Source organism: Nocardioides humi, from assembly GCF_006494775.1.
Taxonomy (GTDB): domain Bacteria; phylum Actinomycetota; class Actinomycetes; order Propionibacteriales; family Nocardioidaceae; genus Nocardioides; species Nocardioides humi.
The window spans coordinates 5,641,068-5,656,141 of record NZ_CP041146.1; the positions used below are offsets into that span (position 1 = coordinate 5,641,068).

At 73.4% G+C, this 15,074-nt stretch carries 10 protein-coding genes; 9 read left to right on the plus strand and 1 reads right to left on the minus strand.

Annotation, left to right across the window (positions count from 1 at the left end; all coding sequences use genetic code 11):
• The first annotated feature begins 37 nt into the window (after positions 1–37).
• From FIV44_RS27245 to FIV44_RS27285, 9 genes are all read left to right on the plus strand, one after another.
• On the plus strand, positions 38–703 hold the full coding sequence (locus tag FIV44_RS27245) for a helix-turn-helix transcriptional regulator (protein ID WP_141007173.1): 666 nt from the start codon (positions 38–40) through the stop codon (positions 701–703).
• A gap of 10 nt (positions 704–713) precedes the next feature.
• On the plus strand, positions 714–2,054 hold the full coding sequence (locus tag FIV44_RS27250; protein WP_141007174.1) for a glutamine synthetase family protein: 1,341 nt from the start codon (positions 714–716) through the stop codon (positions 2,052–2,054).
• Between the two features lie 13 nt (positions 2,055–2,067).
• On the plus strand, positions 2,068–5,031 hold the full coding sequence (locus FIV44_RS27255) for a bifunctional [glutamine synthetase] adenylyltransferase/[glutamine synthetase]-adenylyl-L-tyrosine phosphorylase (RefSeq protein ID WP_141007175.1): 2,964 nt from the start codon (positions 2,068–2,070) through the stop codon (positions 5,029–5,031).
• Positions 5,032–5,521: 490 nt separating this feature from the next.
• Positions 5,522–7,555, plus strand: a complete 2,034-nt coding sequence (locus FIV44_RS27260; protein ID WP_141007176.1) for an ABC transporter permease — start codon at positions 5,522–5,524, stop codon at positions 7,553–7,555.
• 119 nt (positions 7,556–7,674) lie between these two features.
• Entirely contained in the window at positions 7,675–8,712 is a 1,038-nt protein-coding gene (locus FIV44_RS27265) for a FecCD family ABC transporter permease (protein ID WP_141007177.1), read from the plus strand.
• Positions 8,709–9,740, plus strand: coding sequence for a FecCD family ABC transporter permease (locus FIV44_RS27270; protein ID WP_219996198.1), 1,032 nt, complete (start codon positions 8,709–8,711; stop codon positions 9,738–9,740). The genes FIV44_RS27265 and FIV44_RS27270 overlap by 4 nt, the downstream gene beginning before the upstream one ends.
• Positions 9,737–10,549 (plus strand): ABC transporter ATP-binding protein, encoded by an 813-nt coding sequence (locus FIV44_RS27275; RefSeq protein WP_141007178.1) that lies wholly within the window; start codon positions 9,737–9,739, stop codon positions 10,547–10,549. The genes FIV44_RS27270 and FIV44_RS27275 overlap by 4 nt, the downstream gene beginning before the upstream one ends.
• A gap of 46 nt (positions 10,550–10,595) precedes the next feature.
• Positions 10,596–11,630, plus strand: coding sequence for an iron-siderophore ABC transporter substrate-binding protein (locus tag FIV44_RS27280; RefSeq protein WP_246087075.1), 1,035 nt, complete (start codon positions 10,596–10,598; stop codon positions 11,628–11,630).
• Positions 11,631–11,787: 157 nt separating this feature from the next.
• The gene (locus FIV44_RS27285; protein ID WP_181410866.1) at positions 11,788–13,881 is read left to right on the plus strand and encodes a putative bifunctional diguanylate cyclase/phosphodiesterase; all 2,094 of its coding nucleotides are present in this window, start codon (positions 11,788–11,790) and stop codon (positions 13,879–13,881) included.
• On the opposite strand, the gene FIV44_RS27290 is transcribed toward FIV44_RS27285, so the two are convergent.
• On the minus strand, positions 13,875–15,065 hold the full coding sequence (locus FIV44_RS27290) for an acyl-CoA dehydrogenase family protein (RefSeq protein ID WP_141007181.1): 1,191 nt from the start codon (positions 15,063–15,065) through the stop codon (positions 13,875–13,877). The two genes, FIV44_RS27285 and FIV44_RS27290, sit on opposite strands and share 7 nt — an antisense overlap.
• Positions 15,066–15,074 lie beyond the last annotated feature (9 nt).

The window sequence follows — 15,074 nt, forward strand, 5'->3', positions numbered from 1 at the left end:
GCCGGAGCCGGGCGGCGACCGGCCGGGAGGGGGAGGCATGGACGAGGCGTTCGGGCAGCGGGTCGCCCGGGTCGGCTCCCTCGCCGATCCGGTACGACGGGCGCTGTACCGCTTCGTCGCCGAGCAGCCCGGCGCGGTGAGCCGGGACCAGGCGGCCAGCGGCGTCGACGTACCCCGGCACACGGCGAAGTTCCACCTCGAGCGCCTGGTCGACGAGGGGCTGCTGGTGACCGAGTTCCGGCGGCTCACCGGACGCACCGGCCCCGGCGCGGGACGCCCGGCGAAGCTCTACCGCCGGTCGCGGCGGGAGCTGACGGTGAGCGTCCCGAGCCGGCGCTACGACCTGGCCGGGCAGGTGCTCGCCGACGCCGTGGAGCGGACCCTCGACGGCGCGCCGATGCCCGACGCGCTCGCCGCCGCGGTCGAGGACGCCGCCGACCGGGTCGCCGCCGAGGACCGCCCGCTGGGCGAGCTGCTGGCCGCGCTGGGCTACGAGCCCCGCACGGGCGGCGGCGCGACGGTGCTCGCCAACTGCCCCTTCGACCGGCTCGCGGCCGACCATCGGGACCTCGTCTGCGGGCTCAACCACGCCTTCGTCGCGAGCCTCGCCCGGCGGCGCGGCGGCCCGGGATGCGCGGCCGAGGCGGTCCCGCCCGGTCCCGGCTGCTGTGTCCGACTCCTGGCCGAAACACCCACGCCCTAGGGTGTGCCCCATGGGTAAGCAAGAGGACTTCGTCCTTCGCGCGCTCGAGGAGCGCGACGTCCGGTTCGTGCGGCTGTGGTTCACCGACGTGCTCGGGTTCTTGAAGTCGGTCGCGGTCGCGCCGGCCGAGCTCGAGGGCGCCTTCTCGGAGGGCATCGGCTTCGACGGCTCCGCGATCGAGGGCTTCGCCCGCGTCTACGAGGCCGACATGCTGGCGCTGCCGGACCCGACGACCTTCCAGATCCTGCCCTGGCGCAGCGAAGAGGGCCCGTCGACGGCCCGGATGTTCTGCGACATCGTGATGCCCGACGGGTCGGCGTCGTACGCCGATCCCCGCAACGTGCTCAAGCGCACCCTGAGCAGGGCGGCCGACCAGGGCTTCACCTTCTACACCCACCCCGAGATCGAGTTCTACCTGTTCAAGGACGAGCCCGGACACGGCGACGAGCCCGTTCCCATCGACCGCAGCGGCTACTTCGACCATGCTGCGCACGCACACGGCTCGAACTTCCGCCGCGAGGCGATCACCATGCTGGAGGCGATGGGGATCTCGGTCGAGTTCAGCCACCACGAGGGCGGCCCGGGGCAGCAGGAGATCGACCTGCGGTACGCCGACGCGCTGACCACCGCCGACAACATCATGACCTTCCGGACGGTCATCCGGGAGGTCGCGCTCAGCCAGGGCATCTGGGCGACGTTCATGCCGAAGCCGTTCACGACGCACCCCGGCTCCGGCATGCACACCCACCTCTCCCTCTTCGAGGGCGACCAGAACGCCTTCTACGAGGCCGGCGCGGAGTACCAGCTCTCCAAGACCGGGCGGCAGTTCATCGCCGGCATCCTGCGCCACGCCGGCGAGATCAGCGTGGTCACCAACCAGTGGGTCAACTCCTACAAGCGGATGATGTGGGGTGGCGAGGCGCCGTCGTACATCTGCTGGGGGCACAACAACCGCTCCGCGATGGTGCGGGTGCCGATGTACAAGCCGATGAAGGGTCAGTCGACCCGGGTCGAGCTGCGCACCATCGACTCCGCGTGCAACCCCTACCTCGCGTACGCCGCCGTGCTGGCCGCGGGCATGAAGGGCATCGAGAACGACTACGAGCTGCCGCGCGAGGCCGAGGACGACGTGTGGGCGCTGACCGAGCGCGAGCGCCGCAGCCTCGGCATCGAGCCGCTGCCGAAGAACCTCAACGACGCGATCACCATCGCCGAGCACTCCGAGCTGCTCGCCGAGACGCTGGGGGAGCAGGTCTTCGACTTCTTCCTGCGCAACAAGCGCGCCGAGTGGGACGAGTACCGCGGCCAGGTCTCGGCCTTCGAGCGCGACCGCATGCTGCCCGTGTTGTGAGGCCGGGGCGGGCATGAACCGCGCGACGCAGCGCACCGAGCTGCTCCGGCTCGGCTTCGTCGACCTCGACCGGGCGCTGGCCGACCTCGACCAGCTCGGCGCGGGCGCGACCGACCTGCTGGCGTTCCTGGGCCGGACCGCCGACCCGGATGCCGCGTTGCGCGGACTGTGCCGCCTCGCCGACGCCGCCGACGAGGCGGATGACCGCGCGGAGCTGCTCCGGGCCGTCCGCGACGACGAGGGCACGGCGATGCGGCTGCTGTGCGTGCTCGGCGCGAGCGCGGCCCTGGCCGACCACCTGGCCACCCATCCCGAGCAGTGGCGCGAGCTCGCCGACCCGGCGCTGGGCTCCACCCGCCCCGCCGCCTGGGCGGTGCGAGCCGCGCTGCTCGACGCGGTGGCGGGGAGGCCGGACCGCGAGGCCGTCGACGCGCTGCGGGTGGAGTACCGCCGCCACCTGCTCCGGCTCGCCGCCCGCGATCTCACCCACCATCTCGGCGTCGACGACGCCGCGGCGGAGCTGTCCGATCTCGCGGCCGGGACGCTGGACGCCGCGCTCGCCGTCGCCCGCGAGCGGGTGGGCGAGGACGCGGACGCCGTACGCCTGGCGGTGATCGCGATGGGCAAGTGCGGCGGGCACGAGCTCAACTACGTCTCCGACGTCGACGTCGTCTTCGTCCACGAGCCCGCCGACCCCGACGCCGACGACAGCACCGCGGCCGCGGTCGGCAGGATCGCCGCCCGGCTCGCCGCGCAGATGATGCAGGTCTGCGCCGACCACACCGGGGAGGGCACGATCTGGCCGGTGGACGCGGCGCTGCGGCCGGAGGGCAAGGCGGGACCGCTCAGCCGGACCCTGGCCAGCCACCAGAGCTACTACGAGCGCTGGGCGGAGCCGTGGGAGTTCCAGGCCCTGCTCAAGGCCCGCCCGGTCGCCGGCGACCTCGCGCTCGGCCGCGCGTTCGTGACCATGGTCGCGCCGATGGTGTGGTCGGTCGCCGACCGCGAGGGCTTCGTCGACGCGGCCCGCGCGATGCGCCGCCGCGTCCTGGACCACATCCCCGCCAAGGAGGCCGACCGCCAGCTCAAGCTCGGCGCCGGCGGCCTGCGCGACGTCGAGTTCGCCGTGCAGCTGCTGCAGCTGGTGCACGGCCGCGCCGACGAGTCGATCCGCCCGCCCACCACGCTCAGCGCGCTCGCCCGCCTCACCGAGGGCGGGTACGTCGGCCGCGAGGACGGCGAGGCCCTCCACCGCGCCTACGCGTTCCTGCGCCAGCTCGAGCACCGGATCCAGCTCCACCGGCTGCAGCGCACCCACGTCGTCCCCTCCGACGAGGCGTCCTTGAGGCGCCTGGGCCGCAGCCTCGGCTTCCACAAGGAGTCGGAGAAGCGGCTCGAGGAGACCTGGCAGGACCACCGGCGCGAGGTCAGCCGACTGCACCAGAAGATCTTCTACCGCCCGCTGCTCTCCGCCGTCGCGCGGATCGCCTCCGACGAGGTGCGGCTCTCCTCGGAGGCCGCGGGCGCGCGCCTCGCCGCGCTGGGGTACGCCGACCCGCAGGCCGCCCTGCGCAACCTCGAGGCACTGACCGCCGGCGTCAGCCGGACCGCCGCCATCCAGCGCACGCTGCTGCCCGCGATGCTGCAGTGGTTCGCCGAGTGCCCCGACCCCGACGGCGGCCTGTTCGGCTTCCGCCGGATCAGCGAGGCCCTCGGCCGCACCCCGTGGTACCTCTCCACGCTCCGCGACGAGGGCGAGGCCGCCGAGCGGATGGCCCACCTGCTCGCCACCTCCCGGTACTGCACCGACCTGCTCGAGCGCGAGCCCGCGGGCGTGCGCCTCCTCGGCGGCGACCTCCACCCGCTCGGCTCCGCCGCGATGACCGAGGAGATGCTCGCGACCGGCCGCCGCCAGGCGGGCTTCGAGAAGGGCGTGCGCGCGGTGCGCGCCGTACGCCGTCGCGAGCTGCTGCGGATCGCCGCGGGCGACGTCCTCGGCCTGATCGACGTCGCCGACGTCGGCTTCGCGCTCACCCGGCTCACCGACGCCACGCTCGAGGCCACCCTGCAGGGCGCGATCGAGTCCACCTGCCGCGCCCGCGGCCTCGATGCCGCCCCGACCCGGATGGCGATCGTCGCGATGGGCCGGTACGGCGGCTTCGAGCTGTCCTACGGCAGCGACGCCGACGTGCTCTTCGTGCACGAGCCCGTCGAGGGCGCCGAGGCCCACGAGGCCGCGACCTTCGCGCGGATCGTCGCCGAGGAGGTGCGCCGGGTGCTCGCCGTACCCGGTCCCGACCCGGCGCTCGTCGTCGACGCCGACCTGCGTCCCGAGGGCCGGCAGGGGCCGCTGGTCCGCACCCTCGACGCGTACGCCGCCTACTACGCCAAGTGGTCGCACGTCTGGGAGGCCCAGGCCCTCCTGCGCGCCGACGCCGTCGTCGGCGACGCCGACCTGCGCGAGCGGTTCACCGCCCTCATCGACCCGCTGCGCTACCCGGTCGGCGGGCTCACCGAGGACGACGTCATCGAGGTGCGCCGGATCAAGGGCCGCGTCGACAAGGAGCGCCTCCCGCGCGGCGCCGACCCCGCGCTCCACCTCAAGCTCGGCCGCGGGGGACTGGCCGACATCGAGTGGACCGTCCAGCTCCTGCAGCTGCGCCACGGCGCCGAGATCCCCGGCCTGCGCACCACCCAGACCCTCGCCGCCCTCACCGCCGCCGCCGAGGCCGACCTGATCACCCACGACGACGCGCTCACCCTCGGCGCCTCCTGGCGGCTCGCCACCCGGGTCCGCAACGCCGTCCTGCTCGCCCGCGGCCGCGCCGGCGACGAGTTCCCCCGCGCCGTCCTCGAGCGCCGCGCCGTCGCCGGCATCCTCGGCTACCAGCTCACCGAGACCGACCGCCTCCTCGACGACTACCTGCGCGTCACCCGCCACGCCCACGCCGTCGTCGATCGCGTCTTCTGGGAGTAGCGGCCCGCCGCCGGGCGAGAATCCGCACGCCTGTCAGGCGATCCGGCCCGTGTAACCCAAACGACGCATCCGTATGTCATGATGTGCGATGTCGGGCCGCGACCGACCCCCCCAGAGGTCGCGGCCCGACGCCCAATTTTGCTCGAGCGTGTCGGATACCGAGCTCGCCGCACGGTCCTCGCTCCGCTCGGACCGCGGGCTTCACTCGGTGCCTTCGCCGCCGTCCGACACCCTGCCGAGCCGCGGTCGAGGTTCGCCCAGGGCGAGGTCGGCCGGCGGCCGGAACTGTTGCGGTTTGGTCCCAAACCGCAACAATTCGGGCCCGGATCGTGCAGTCTCTGCCCAATTGCAACGTGTTCCACCCTGCTTCGGCGTGACGGCCGCCGATCGCCCCGGAGTCAGCGACCACGCACCACAGTGGCCGCCGTCACGCTACCCAAGTACCTGTGACGGCGAGTAGCGTCTTCCGGAGAGATACCGGAGGTATGCCATGCTCCCCGTCGTTGAACAGCCGCCGCCCGCCGGAGGCGCGGCGCTCGACCAGGTCCTCATCGCCGCGGCGGCGTTCGCCGTCATCTACGTCCCGCTCGGGATCTTCCTGCTGCGCGAGCGGGAGGGGAGGCCGACCGTCATCGGGCGGCTGGCGGACCGGGTGGCGGCGGTCGACGGGATGCCGCGGTGGGCGGGGCTGCCGAGCTATCTCGCCGTGATCGCGCTGGTGACCGCGGGCTTCGGCGTCTACTGGGACGTGCCGATCCACATGCAGAACGGCCGCGACGAGGGGCCGCTGGCCAACCCGTCGCACTACCCGATCATGCTCGGCATCTTCGGCTTCCTCGCCGCGGGCGTGATCTCGGCGGGGCTGGCGAAGGACCCGCTGCCGCGTCGTACGGTCCGGCTGACGCCGAGATGGCGCGTCCCGATGGGCAGCATGGTGCTGCTCGGGGCGGGCCTGATCGCGGCCGCCGGGTTCCCGGCCGACGACGTGTGGCACCGGCTGTTCGGCCAGGACGTCACCGAGTGGGGCCCGACGCACGTGATGATGATCGGCGGCGCGGTGACCTGCGTCTTCGCCGTCCCGCTGCTGTACGCCGAGGCCGCGCAGGTCGGTCGTCCGCCCGCGGCCCGCTGGGCCTGGCTCGGCGCGCTGGCGACGGGCGGCCTGCGGGCGTTCGGCCGGATCCTGCCGCCGGTACGACGCGAGGTGCCGCCGGACGCGCTGGCCGATCGTGGCGCGTGGGCGACCCGGACCTTCCTCACCATCGCGGTGGGCGGCTGCATCATCCCGGTCGCCTTCCTCATGGAGTTCGACCTCGGCGTGCCGCAGTTCCCGGCGGCCACCCTGTTCGTCATCTCCGGGTTCCTGACCGCGTGGATCTTCCTCACCTGCCGGCTGTTCTTCGGCCCCGGCGGGGCACTCGTCGGCTGGCTGACCTACACCGGCATCCGCGGCGTGATCTTCCTCGTCACGCTGCCGATCCCCGACATCCACCGGGCGCACTGGCTGCTGTTCCTCGGCGCCGCGGTCTGCATCGAGCTGCTCGCGCTGGTGGTGAGCAGCCGCGGCCCGGTCTTCGCCGCGCTGGCCGGCCTGCTCGCCGGGACCGTCGGGCTGGCCACCGAGTGGTGGTGGATGGAGCTGTTCCTGCCCTACCCGCTGCCGCCGGAGCGGCAGCAGATGCCGTTCCTGCTGGCGGTCGGTGGTCTCGCCGCGATCGGTGGCGGCCTGCTCGCCTGGTCGTTCGCGCGCAACCTCGAGCGGATCGCGGACCTGCCCCGCGCCGCCGCGCCGACGCGCGCGGAGGCCGCCGCGGGCCGCTGGCTCGGCACCACCGGGACCCTGGTGTTCGTCGTGCTCATGGGGATCTTCGCGCCACCGGCCAGCGCCGGCGAGGTGGAGGTCGTCCGGGACTGCGAGGACGACGTCTGCCGCACGACGTACGAGCCCGTCGCCGGGACCGACGTGATCATGGGCCATGTCTCCTACGCCGAGGACTGCATCGGCGAGGAGCGCTGCGCCTCGGTCGTGACCGTCCGGCTCGACCCGGTCGACGCCGCGGACGACGCGGTGTGGATCGCCGCGCTGGCCTACCAGGGCAAGCACGAGAACGACCCCGCGATCCCCGGCGACGGCGTGCTCAGCATCGCCATGGCGCCCACCGGTCGTGCGGGGGAGTACCGCAGCACCGACCCGCTGCCGCTCTACGGCAGCTGGAAGACGCTGGTGCGCCTGCACCGGGCCCCGACGACGATGGTCTCGATCCCCCTGCACATGCCCGAGGACGCCGCGATCGAGGGCCCGGCCGCCGGCCTGGTGCAGGTCGACGACGGCACCGACGTGGCGTTCGTGCACGAGCCGTTCCTGCTGCAGCGCGAGCGCAAGCCGGAGGTCCCGGTCTGGCTGTGGAGCGTGATGTACGGCGTCGTGATCGCCTCGTGGCTGGGTCTGCTCGCGTTCTACGGCTGGCTGTACGCCGCCGCCGGGCGCGAGCGCGGGGACGTCCCCGCCACCACCGGGAGCTGACCGGGAGCTGTCGGGAGCTGACCGGGAGCTGTCGAGAGCTGGCGGGAGCTCGCAGGAGGGTGACCGGCGCCGCGTCGGCCGCGTGTCGCCGCGCGGCCGGCGCGTGGGACGATTAGGTAATGCAAACCTTGGGTGATGCCGCGGCGCTCGCTCCGGAGGGTGTCGTGGTCACCACCGGGCGGTCGCCGCGCGTGCTGATCCTCGTCGGCGCGCTCGTGCTGGTCCTGGCCGGTGTCGTGCTGAGCCTGGCGCTGGGCGTGCGCGAGGTGGCGATCGGCGAGTCCTGGCGGGCGCTGACCGACCCGGTCGCGGGCAACGTCGACCACGCGGTCATCCGCGGCCAGCGGGTGCCGCGCACCGTGATCGCGCTCCTGGCCGGCGCCGCTCTCGGCCTGGCCGGGGTGCTCGCCCAGGGCATCACCCGCAACCCCCTCGCCGACCCCGGCCTGCTCGGCCTCAACTCCGGCGCCGCGCTCGGCATCGTCCTCGCCGCCACCGCCTTCGGTGTGGTCACGCCGCTGGGCGCGGTGTGGTTCGCCTTCGCGGGCGCCGCCGTCGCAGCCGTCACCGTCTTCGCGATCGGCCACGGCCGGCCGGTGCAGCTCGCCCTGGCGGGGGCGACGCTGACCGCGCTGCTGACGCCGATCTCCAACCTGGTGCTGTTCCGCGACGTCGACGCCCTCAACCAGCTCCGCTTCTGGGCGGTCGGCGCGCTCAACGGGCGCGACCTGGACGCGGTGGCGGTGCTCTGGCCGTTCATCGCGGTCGGCGCCGGCATCGCGCTCTTCGTCGCCCACCGGCTCAACGGGCTCGCCCTCGGCGACGACGTGGCGGCCGCGCTGGGCCAGAGCGTCGGCACCACCCGGGCGATCGGGGGCGTCGGGATCATCATGCTCGCCGGCGCGGCCACGGCCCTCGCCGGCCCGATCGCCCTGGTCGGGCTCGCCGTCCCGCACGCCGCCCGCCGCCTGGTCGGCACCGACTACCGCTGGGTCGTGCCGCTGTGCGCGCTGCTCGGGCCGGTCATGCTGCTGACCGCCGACATCGTCGGGCGCCTGGTCAAGGCCGACGAGCTCGAGGCGGGCGTGGTGGCGGCCATCATCGGCGCGCCCGTGCTGATCGCCGTCGCGCGCGGACGACGGGTGGCCGGCCTGTGAGCGCCGCGATGCTCCCCGTCACCCGGATCCGCCGCCGCCACCGGCTGCGCACCCTGACCGTCGTGGTCGTCGGCGTCGCCCTGTGCCTCGGACTGCTGCTGATGACCTTCGGGCTCGGCAAGGCGGGCGTGCCGCCGTCCCGCTCCTTCCCCGCCCTGCTCGGGGTGGGCGACCGGTTCGACCTGCTCGTCGTGCGCGACCTCCGGCTGCCGCGCGCCGCCGCCGCGATCGTCGCCGGCGTCGCGTTCGGGCTGGCCGGCGCGCTCTTCCAGTCCACGTTGCGCAACAACCTCGCCAGCCCCGACATCCTCGGCATCTCCGGCGGCGCCTCGCTCGGCGCCGTCACCGCCGTCGTCGGGTACGGCGCGTCGGGCAGCACCGTCAACCTCGCCGCCTTCGCGGGCGCGCTCGCCGCGGCCGTGGCGATCTGGCTGCTGGCCTGGCGCAACGGGCTGCACGGCATCCGGTTCGTGCTGGTCGGCGTCGGCATCGCCTACCTGTGCGGCTCCCTGATCGCGTGGCGGCTCTCCGAGGCCGAGCTCCGCGAGGCCGGGACCGTGCTGCTGTGGACCGTGGGCAGCGTGGCCGACGTCCGCGACGGCACGCTCGGCATCCTCGCCGTCGGCGTCGCGCTGCTCGTCCTGCTCACCGTGCCGATCGCCCGGGAGCAGCGCGCGCTGGCCCTCGGCGACGAGCACGCCCACGGCCTCGGCCTCGGGCCGACCCGCGCGCGGGCGATGGCGCTGCTGATCGGCGTCGCGCTGGTCGCGCTCGCCACCGCCGTCGCGGGACCGGTCGCGTTCGTCGCCCTCGTCTCGCCGGCGATCGCCCGCCGGCTCGTCGACGACGGCGGCCCGGCCCTGGTGGCCTCCGCCGTCGTGGGCGCCACCTTGACCATCCTCTCCGACGTCGTCGGCCAGTACGCCCTGCCCGGCCTCACCGCGCCGGTCGGCATCGTGACCGGCCTCGTCGGGGCGCCGTACCTGCTGTGGCTGCTGGCCCGGAGCGAAAGGAGGGCGACTGCATGAGCACCGCCATCACCGCCGAGGGCGTCTGCCTCGGCTACCGGGGCCACCCGGTCATCGAGAACCTCGACCTGGAGCTGCCCCCGGGCCGGGTGACCGCCATCGTCGGGCCCAACGCCTGCGGCAAGTCGACCCTGCTGCGCGGCCTGGCGCGCCTGCACCCGCTCAGCGGCGGCCGGGTGACCGTCGACGGCCAGGACGTCGGCTCCCTCTCGCGCCGCGAGCTCGCCCGCCTGCTCGGTGTCCTCCCGCAGTCCTCGATCGCCCCCGACGGGGTGCGGGTCGCCGAGCTCGTCGGTCGCGGCCGGTTCCCCCACCAGGGCTGGTTCGGCCGCCACACCAGCAACGACGACGCCGTGGTCATGCGGTCGCTGGAGGCGACCGGCGTGGCCGACCTCGCCGACCGGCGGCTCGAGGAGCTCTCCGGCGGCCAGCGGCAGCGGGTCTGGATCGCGATGGTGCTCGCCCAGGAGACCGACGCGGTGCTGCTCGACGAGCCGACGACGTACCTCGACGTGACCCACCAGCTCGAGCTCCTCGACCTGCTGACCGACCTCAACGCCGAGCGCGGCACCACCGTCGTCATGGTGCTCCACGAGCTCAACTACGCCGCCCGGTACGCCGACCACATGGTGGTGATGTCCGGCGGCCGGATCGCCGCGCAGGGCGCCCCGGGGGAGGTGCTCACCGTCGACGCGGTGCGCGAGGCCTTCGGCCTGGAGGCCGAGGTGATCGCCGATCCGGTCACCGGCGGGCCGCTGGTCGTGCCGAAGGGGAGGACCAGGCGCGGCGGTCCCGTGCCATTGAGTTAGGTTGTCCTTACCCGTTTCCGAGATCTTTGAGGAGAACCCCGTGCGAATGACGCGCGCCTTCCGCCGCAGCACTGCGCTCGTCGCAGGCCTGGCGGCCGTGCTGGCCCTGGCGGCCTGCGGTCAGGAGAACGACGACAAGGACGCCGGCACGACCACCCTCGAGGTCACCGACGAGTTCCCGATCACCGTGGAGCACGCCTTCGGCGAGACCGTGATCGAGGAGGAGCCGCAACGGGTCGCGACCTGGGGCTGGGGCTCCACCGAGGCGGCGATCGCCTCCGGCGTGTTCCCCGTGGCGATCGCCGAGCAGCTCTGGACCGTCGGCAAGGGCAACCTGCTGCCCTGGGTCGAGGAGGCGTACGACGCCGAGGGCGTCGACCACCCGACGCTGCTGCCCGACGACGGCTCCGGCACGACCGTGCCCTACGACGACTTCATCGCGGCCAAGCCCGACCTGATCCTGGCGCCGTACTCCGGCATCACCGAGGAGCAGTACAAGAAGCTCAACGACATCGCGCCCACGGTGGCCTACCCGGAGGCGCCCTGGACCACCACGTGGCAGGACACCATCAAGATCACCGCGACCGCGCTCGGCCGCAGTGCCCACGGCGACCAGATCCTCGAGGACATCGACACCTTCCTCGCCGGCGAGGCCGAGAAGCACCCCGAGTTCGCCGGCAAGACCATCGCCGCGCTCTACCCGGCGCCCAGCAACATCTCGCTCTACACCGAGCTCGACCCGCGCCTGGCGATCATGACCAAGCTCGGGTTCGACATCGCGCCGAGCGTCGCGAAGCTGGACACCTCCGACGGGGGCTTCTACTTCGACATGAGCTACGAGAAGGTCGACGCCATCGACGCCGACGTCGTGATCACCTACTTCGACGACGACACCCAGGCGGCCGCCTTCCTGGAGGACCAGAAGGCGCTGGCGATCCCGGCGGTCAGGGACGGTCACGTCGCCCAGGTCGTCGGCCGGGAGCGGATCTCCGCCGTCTCGCCCCCGACCGCGCTCAGCTTCGAGTGGTCCGGCGGCATGCCCGAGCTGATCGAGAAGCTCGCGGCGGCCGTCGGCGACTGACCGGCTCGGCAGCGGCCCGGGGCGGACGAGCGGGTCCGCCCCGGGCCGCTGTACGCTCCCCGCGACAGGCGTCGGCGGACTCCTCCGATCGGGGCGACACCTGCCGATGGGCAGCTCAGCCCGTGCCGACGCGGGACTCTCGGGAGACGGAGGGCGGATGGGGTCGCGAGCGGAGCCTGCCCCGGGCGGCTGGACGGCCGACGACGCATCGCTGCGCATGCTCATCGAGGCCGTCCCGAGCGCCATGGTGCTCGTCGACGCGGACGGGCGCATCGCGCTGGTGAACGCCGAGGCCGAGCGCTCCTTCGGCTACTCCCGCGAGGAGCTGCTCGCCCTCGGCGTCGAGGACCTGATGCCGGCCCGCTTCCGCAGCCGCCACGGCCGCGAGCGCGCGTCGTACGCCGCCCGGCCGGACCGCCGCGCCATGGGCGTGGGCCGCGAGCTGTTCGCGCTGCGGCGCGACGGCACCGAGATGCCGGTCGAGATCGGCCTCAACCCGATCACCGTCGGCGACGAGCGCTACGTCCTCGCCTCGATCATCGACATCACCGAGCGCCTGCGCTGCCAGGAGACGGTGGTGGCGGAGCGCCAGGACGCACTGCAGCGCAGCATCCTCGACGCGATGCCGTTCAGCATCGTCGCCACCGACGCGGCCGGCCGGATCCGCACCGCCAATCCCGCCGCGGCCGCGCTGGTGGGGCGCGACCAGGCCGAGCTGATCGGCCGCTCGCTCGTCGAGATCGACGGCGCCGAGCGCCGGCTCGACCCGAACGGGTCGCCGGTCCTCGCGCACGCGGTGGGGGACGAGACCGAGTGGACCTACCGTCGCAAGGACGGCAGCCTGGTGCCGGTCCACGAGGCGATCGTGCCGCTGGTGCCCGAGGACGGCGCCCCGGAGGGCTTCCTGGTCGTCGCCTACGACATCACGCAGCGGATCGACGCGCGGGAGCGGATCGAGCACATCGCCACCCACGACAGCCTCACCAACCTGCCCAACCGGTCGCTGCTGGTCCGCCACCTCGACCAGGCGCTCGAGCGGGCCGAGCAGGACGCGCTGGAGCTCGCGCTGGTGCTGCTGGACCTCGACCAGTTCAAGCGGATCAACGACTCGCTGGGACACCACATCGGCGACGAGCTGCTCATCGTGGTCGCCGAGCGGCTGCTGGCCTGGACCCGCACCGAGGACCTCGTCGCCCGGCTGGGGGGCGACGAGTTCGTCATCGTGCTCGAGGAGCTGGTCCCGGGCACCGATCTCGACCAGCGGCTCGAGGAGCTCATGGACGTCGTGCTCGCCCCGGTGGTGGTACACGGCTACGAGCTCGCCGTCACGGCCAGCGTCGGCGGGACACGCTTCCCCGCCGACGGCCGCGACCCGGGGACGCTGCTCAAGAACGTCGACATCGCGATGTACCGGGCCAAGGCGTCCGGGCGGAACGCGATCCGCTGGTTCGCGCCGCGGATGCTCGCCGAGAACAACGACCGGCTCGCCCTCTCGGCCGCCCTGCGCCAGGCGCTGGACCAGGACGAGCTGTCGCTGGTCTACCAGCCCCAGGTCGACCTCGCGACCGGCGAGGTCGTCGGCGTCGAGGCGCTCGCCCGCTGGACCAGCCCGAGCCTCGGGTCGGTGCCGCCCGACCGGTTCATCCCGGTCGCCGAGGACGGCGGCATGATCGCCCAGCTCGGCGACTGGGTGCTCTCGACGGCGTGTACGGCGCTCGCCCGCGTCCAGGAGCAGCTCGGCCGGCCGCTGCGGCTCGCGGTCAACGTCTCGCCGCGCCAGCTGCGCGGGCGGGCCTGGCTGGAGGAGATCGCCGCCGCGATCGAGACCGCCGGCATCGAGCCGTCCCAGCTCGAGGTCGAGATCACCGAGGGCCTGCTGATCGAGGACCACGGGGACGTCGTCGCCATGCTCGAGTCGCTGCGCTCGCTCGGCGTCACCATCGTCGTGGACGACTTCGGCCGCGGCTACAGCAGCCTCGCGTACCTGACCCGGTTCCCCATCGACAAGATCAAGATCGACCGCTCGTTCGTGCAGGAGATCAGCACCGCCGAGAACGCCGCCATCGTCGACGCCATCATCGTGATGGCCCACGCCCTCGACATGACGGTGGTCGCCGAGGGCGTCGAGACCGCGGCGCAGGAGCGCTACCTGCTGGACCGTGGGTGCGACGAGGTGCAGGGCTACCTCTACAGCCCCGGCGTCCCCGCCGGCTCGCTGGAGATGGTGACCCGCGCCCTGTCGCGTCAGTAGCTCTTCGGCAGACCCAGCATCTGGGTGCCGATATGGGCGAGGACCAGCTCCTCGGCGACCGGGATGTTCTTGGCGATCCGGGCGTCGCGGAAGATCCGCTCGACGGGGTACTCCTTGGAGTAGGCCATCCCGCCGAGGGTCTGGAAGGCCTGGTCGGCGGCCTCCCAGCCGACCTGGGCGCCGGTGAGCTTGGCGACATTGGCCTCGTTGCCGCACGGCCGGCCCCGGTCGAAGAGCCAGGCGGCCTGGTAGGTCATCAGCCGGCCGAGCTCGGTCTTGGCCTTGAGCTGGGCGAGCGGGAACTGCAGGCCCTGGTGGGCGCCGATCGGCCGCCCGAACACCTCCCGTGAGCGGGCGTAGTCGCAGGCGATCCGCAGCGCCGCGTCGGCGGTGCCGATGCCGCCGGAGGCGGCGAGGATCCGCTCGGGGTTGAGGACGTCCCAGAGCACGGCGAAGCCGGCGTCGACCTCGCCGAGGACGTTGGCCGCGGGGACCCGGACGTCGTCGAGGAAGACCTGGCTGGAGTGCAGGATGTTGCTGCCCATCTTGGGGATCGGCGTGTACGACAGCGTGCCGGCGGCCAGCGCCTCCTTCACGTCGACGAGGAACAGGGTGAAGCCGGCCGTGCGGGGGAGCCCGCGCTGCTTCGTCTCCGCGGCCGGGATGGTGCGGGTGACGGCGACCATCCAGTCGGCGTTCTCGACATTGGAGATCCAGACCTTCTGGCCCTTCAGGACGAACTCGTCGCCGTCGCGGCGGGCGGCGGTCGTGATCTCGATGGCGTTGCTGCCGGCGTCCGGCTCGGTGAGCGCGAGGCAGAACTGCAGCGTCCCGTCGGCCAGCCCGGGGAGGATCCGCTCCCGCTGTGCGGGCGTGCCGTGGCGGGTCAGCGTCATCGCGCCGAAGCCCGGCGTGGTGACGTAGAAGAAGGTGCCGGCGACGCCGCCGGAGGCGCACAGGGTCATGTTGGCGACGGCCAGCTCGAGCAGCCCCTGCCCACCGCCGCCGTACTCCTCGGGGATGCACAGGCCGAACCAGCCGCCGTTGCCGAGGTCGTCGAAGACCTCCTGGGGGAAGCGGTGCTCCTCCTCGCAGCGCGACCAGTAGGCGTGGTCGTACTTGGCGGCGACGGCGGCGACGCCCTCGCGGACGGCCAGGGCGCTCTCGGGCAGGTCGAAGTCCATCGGGTCGCT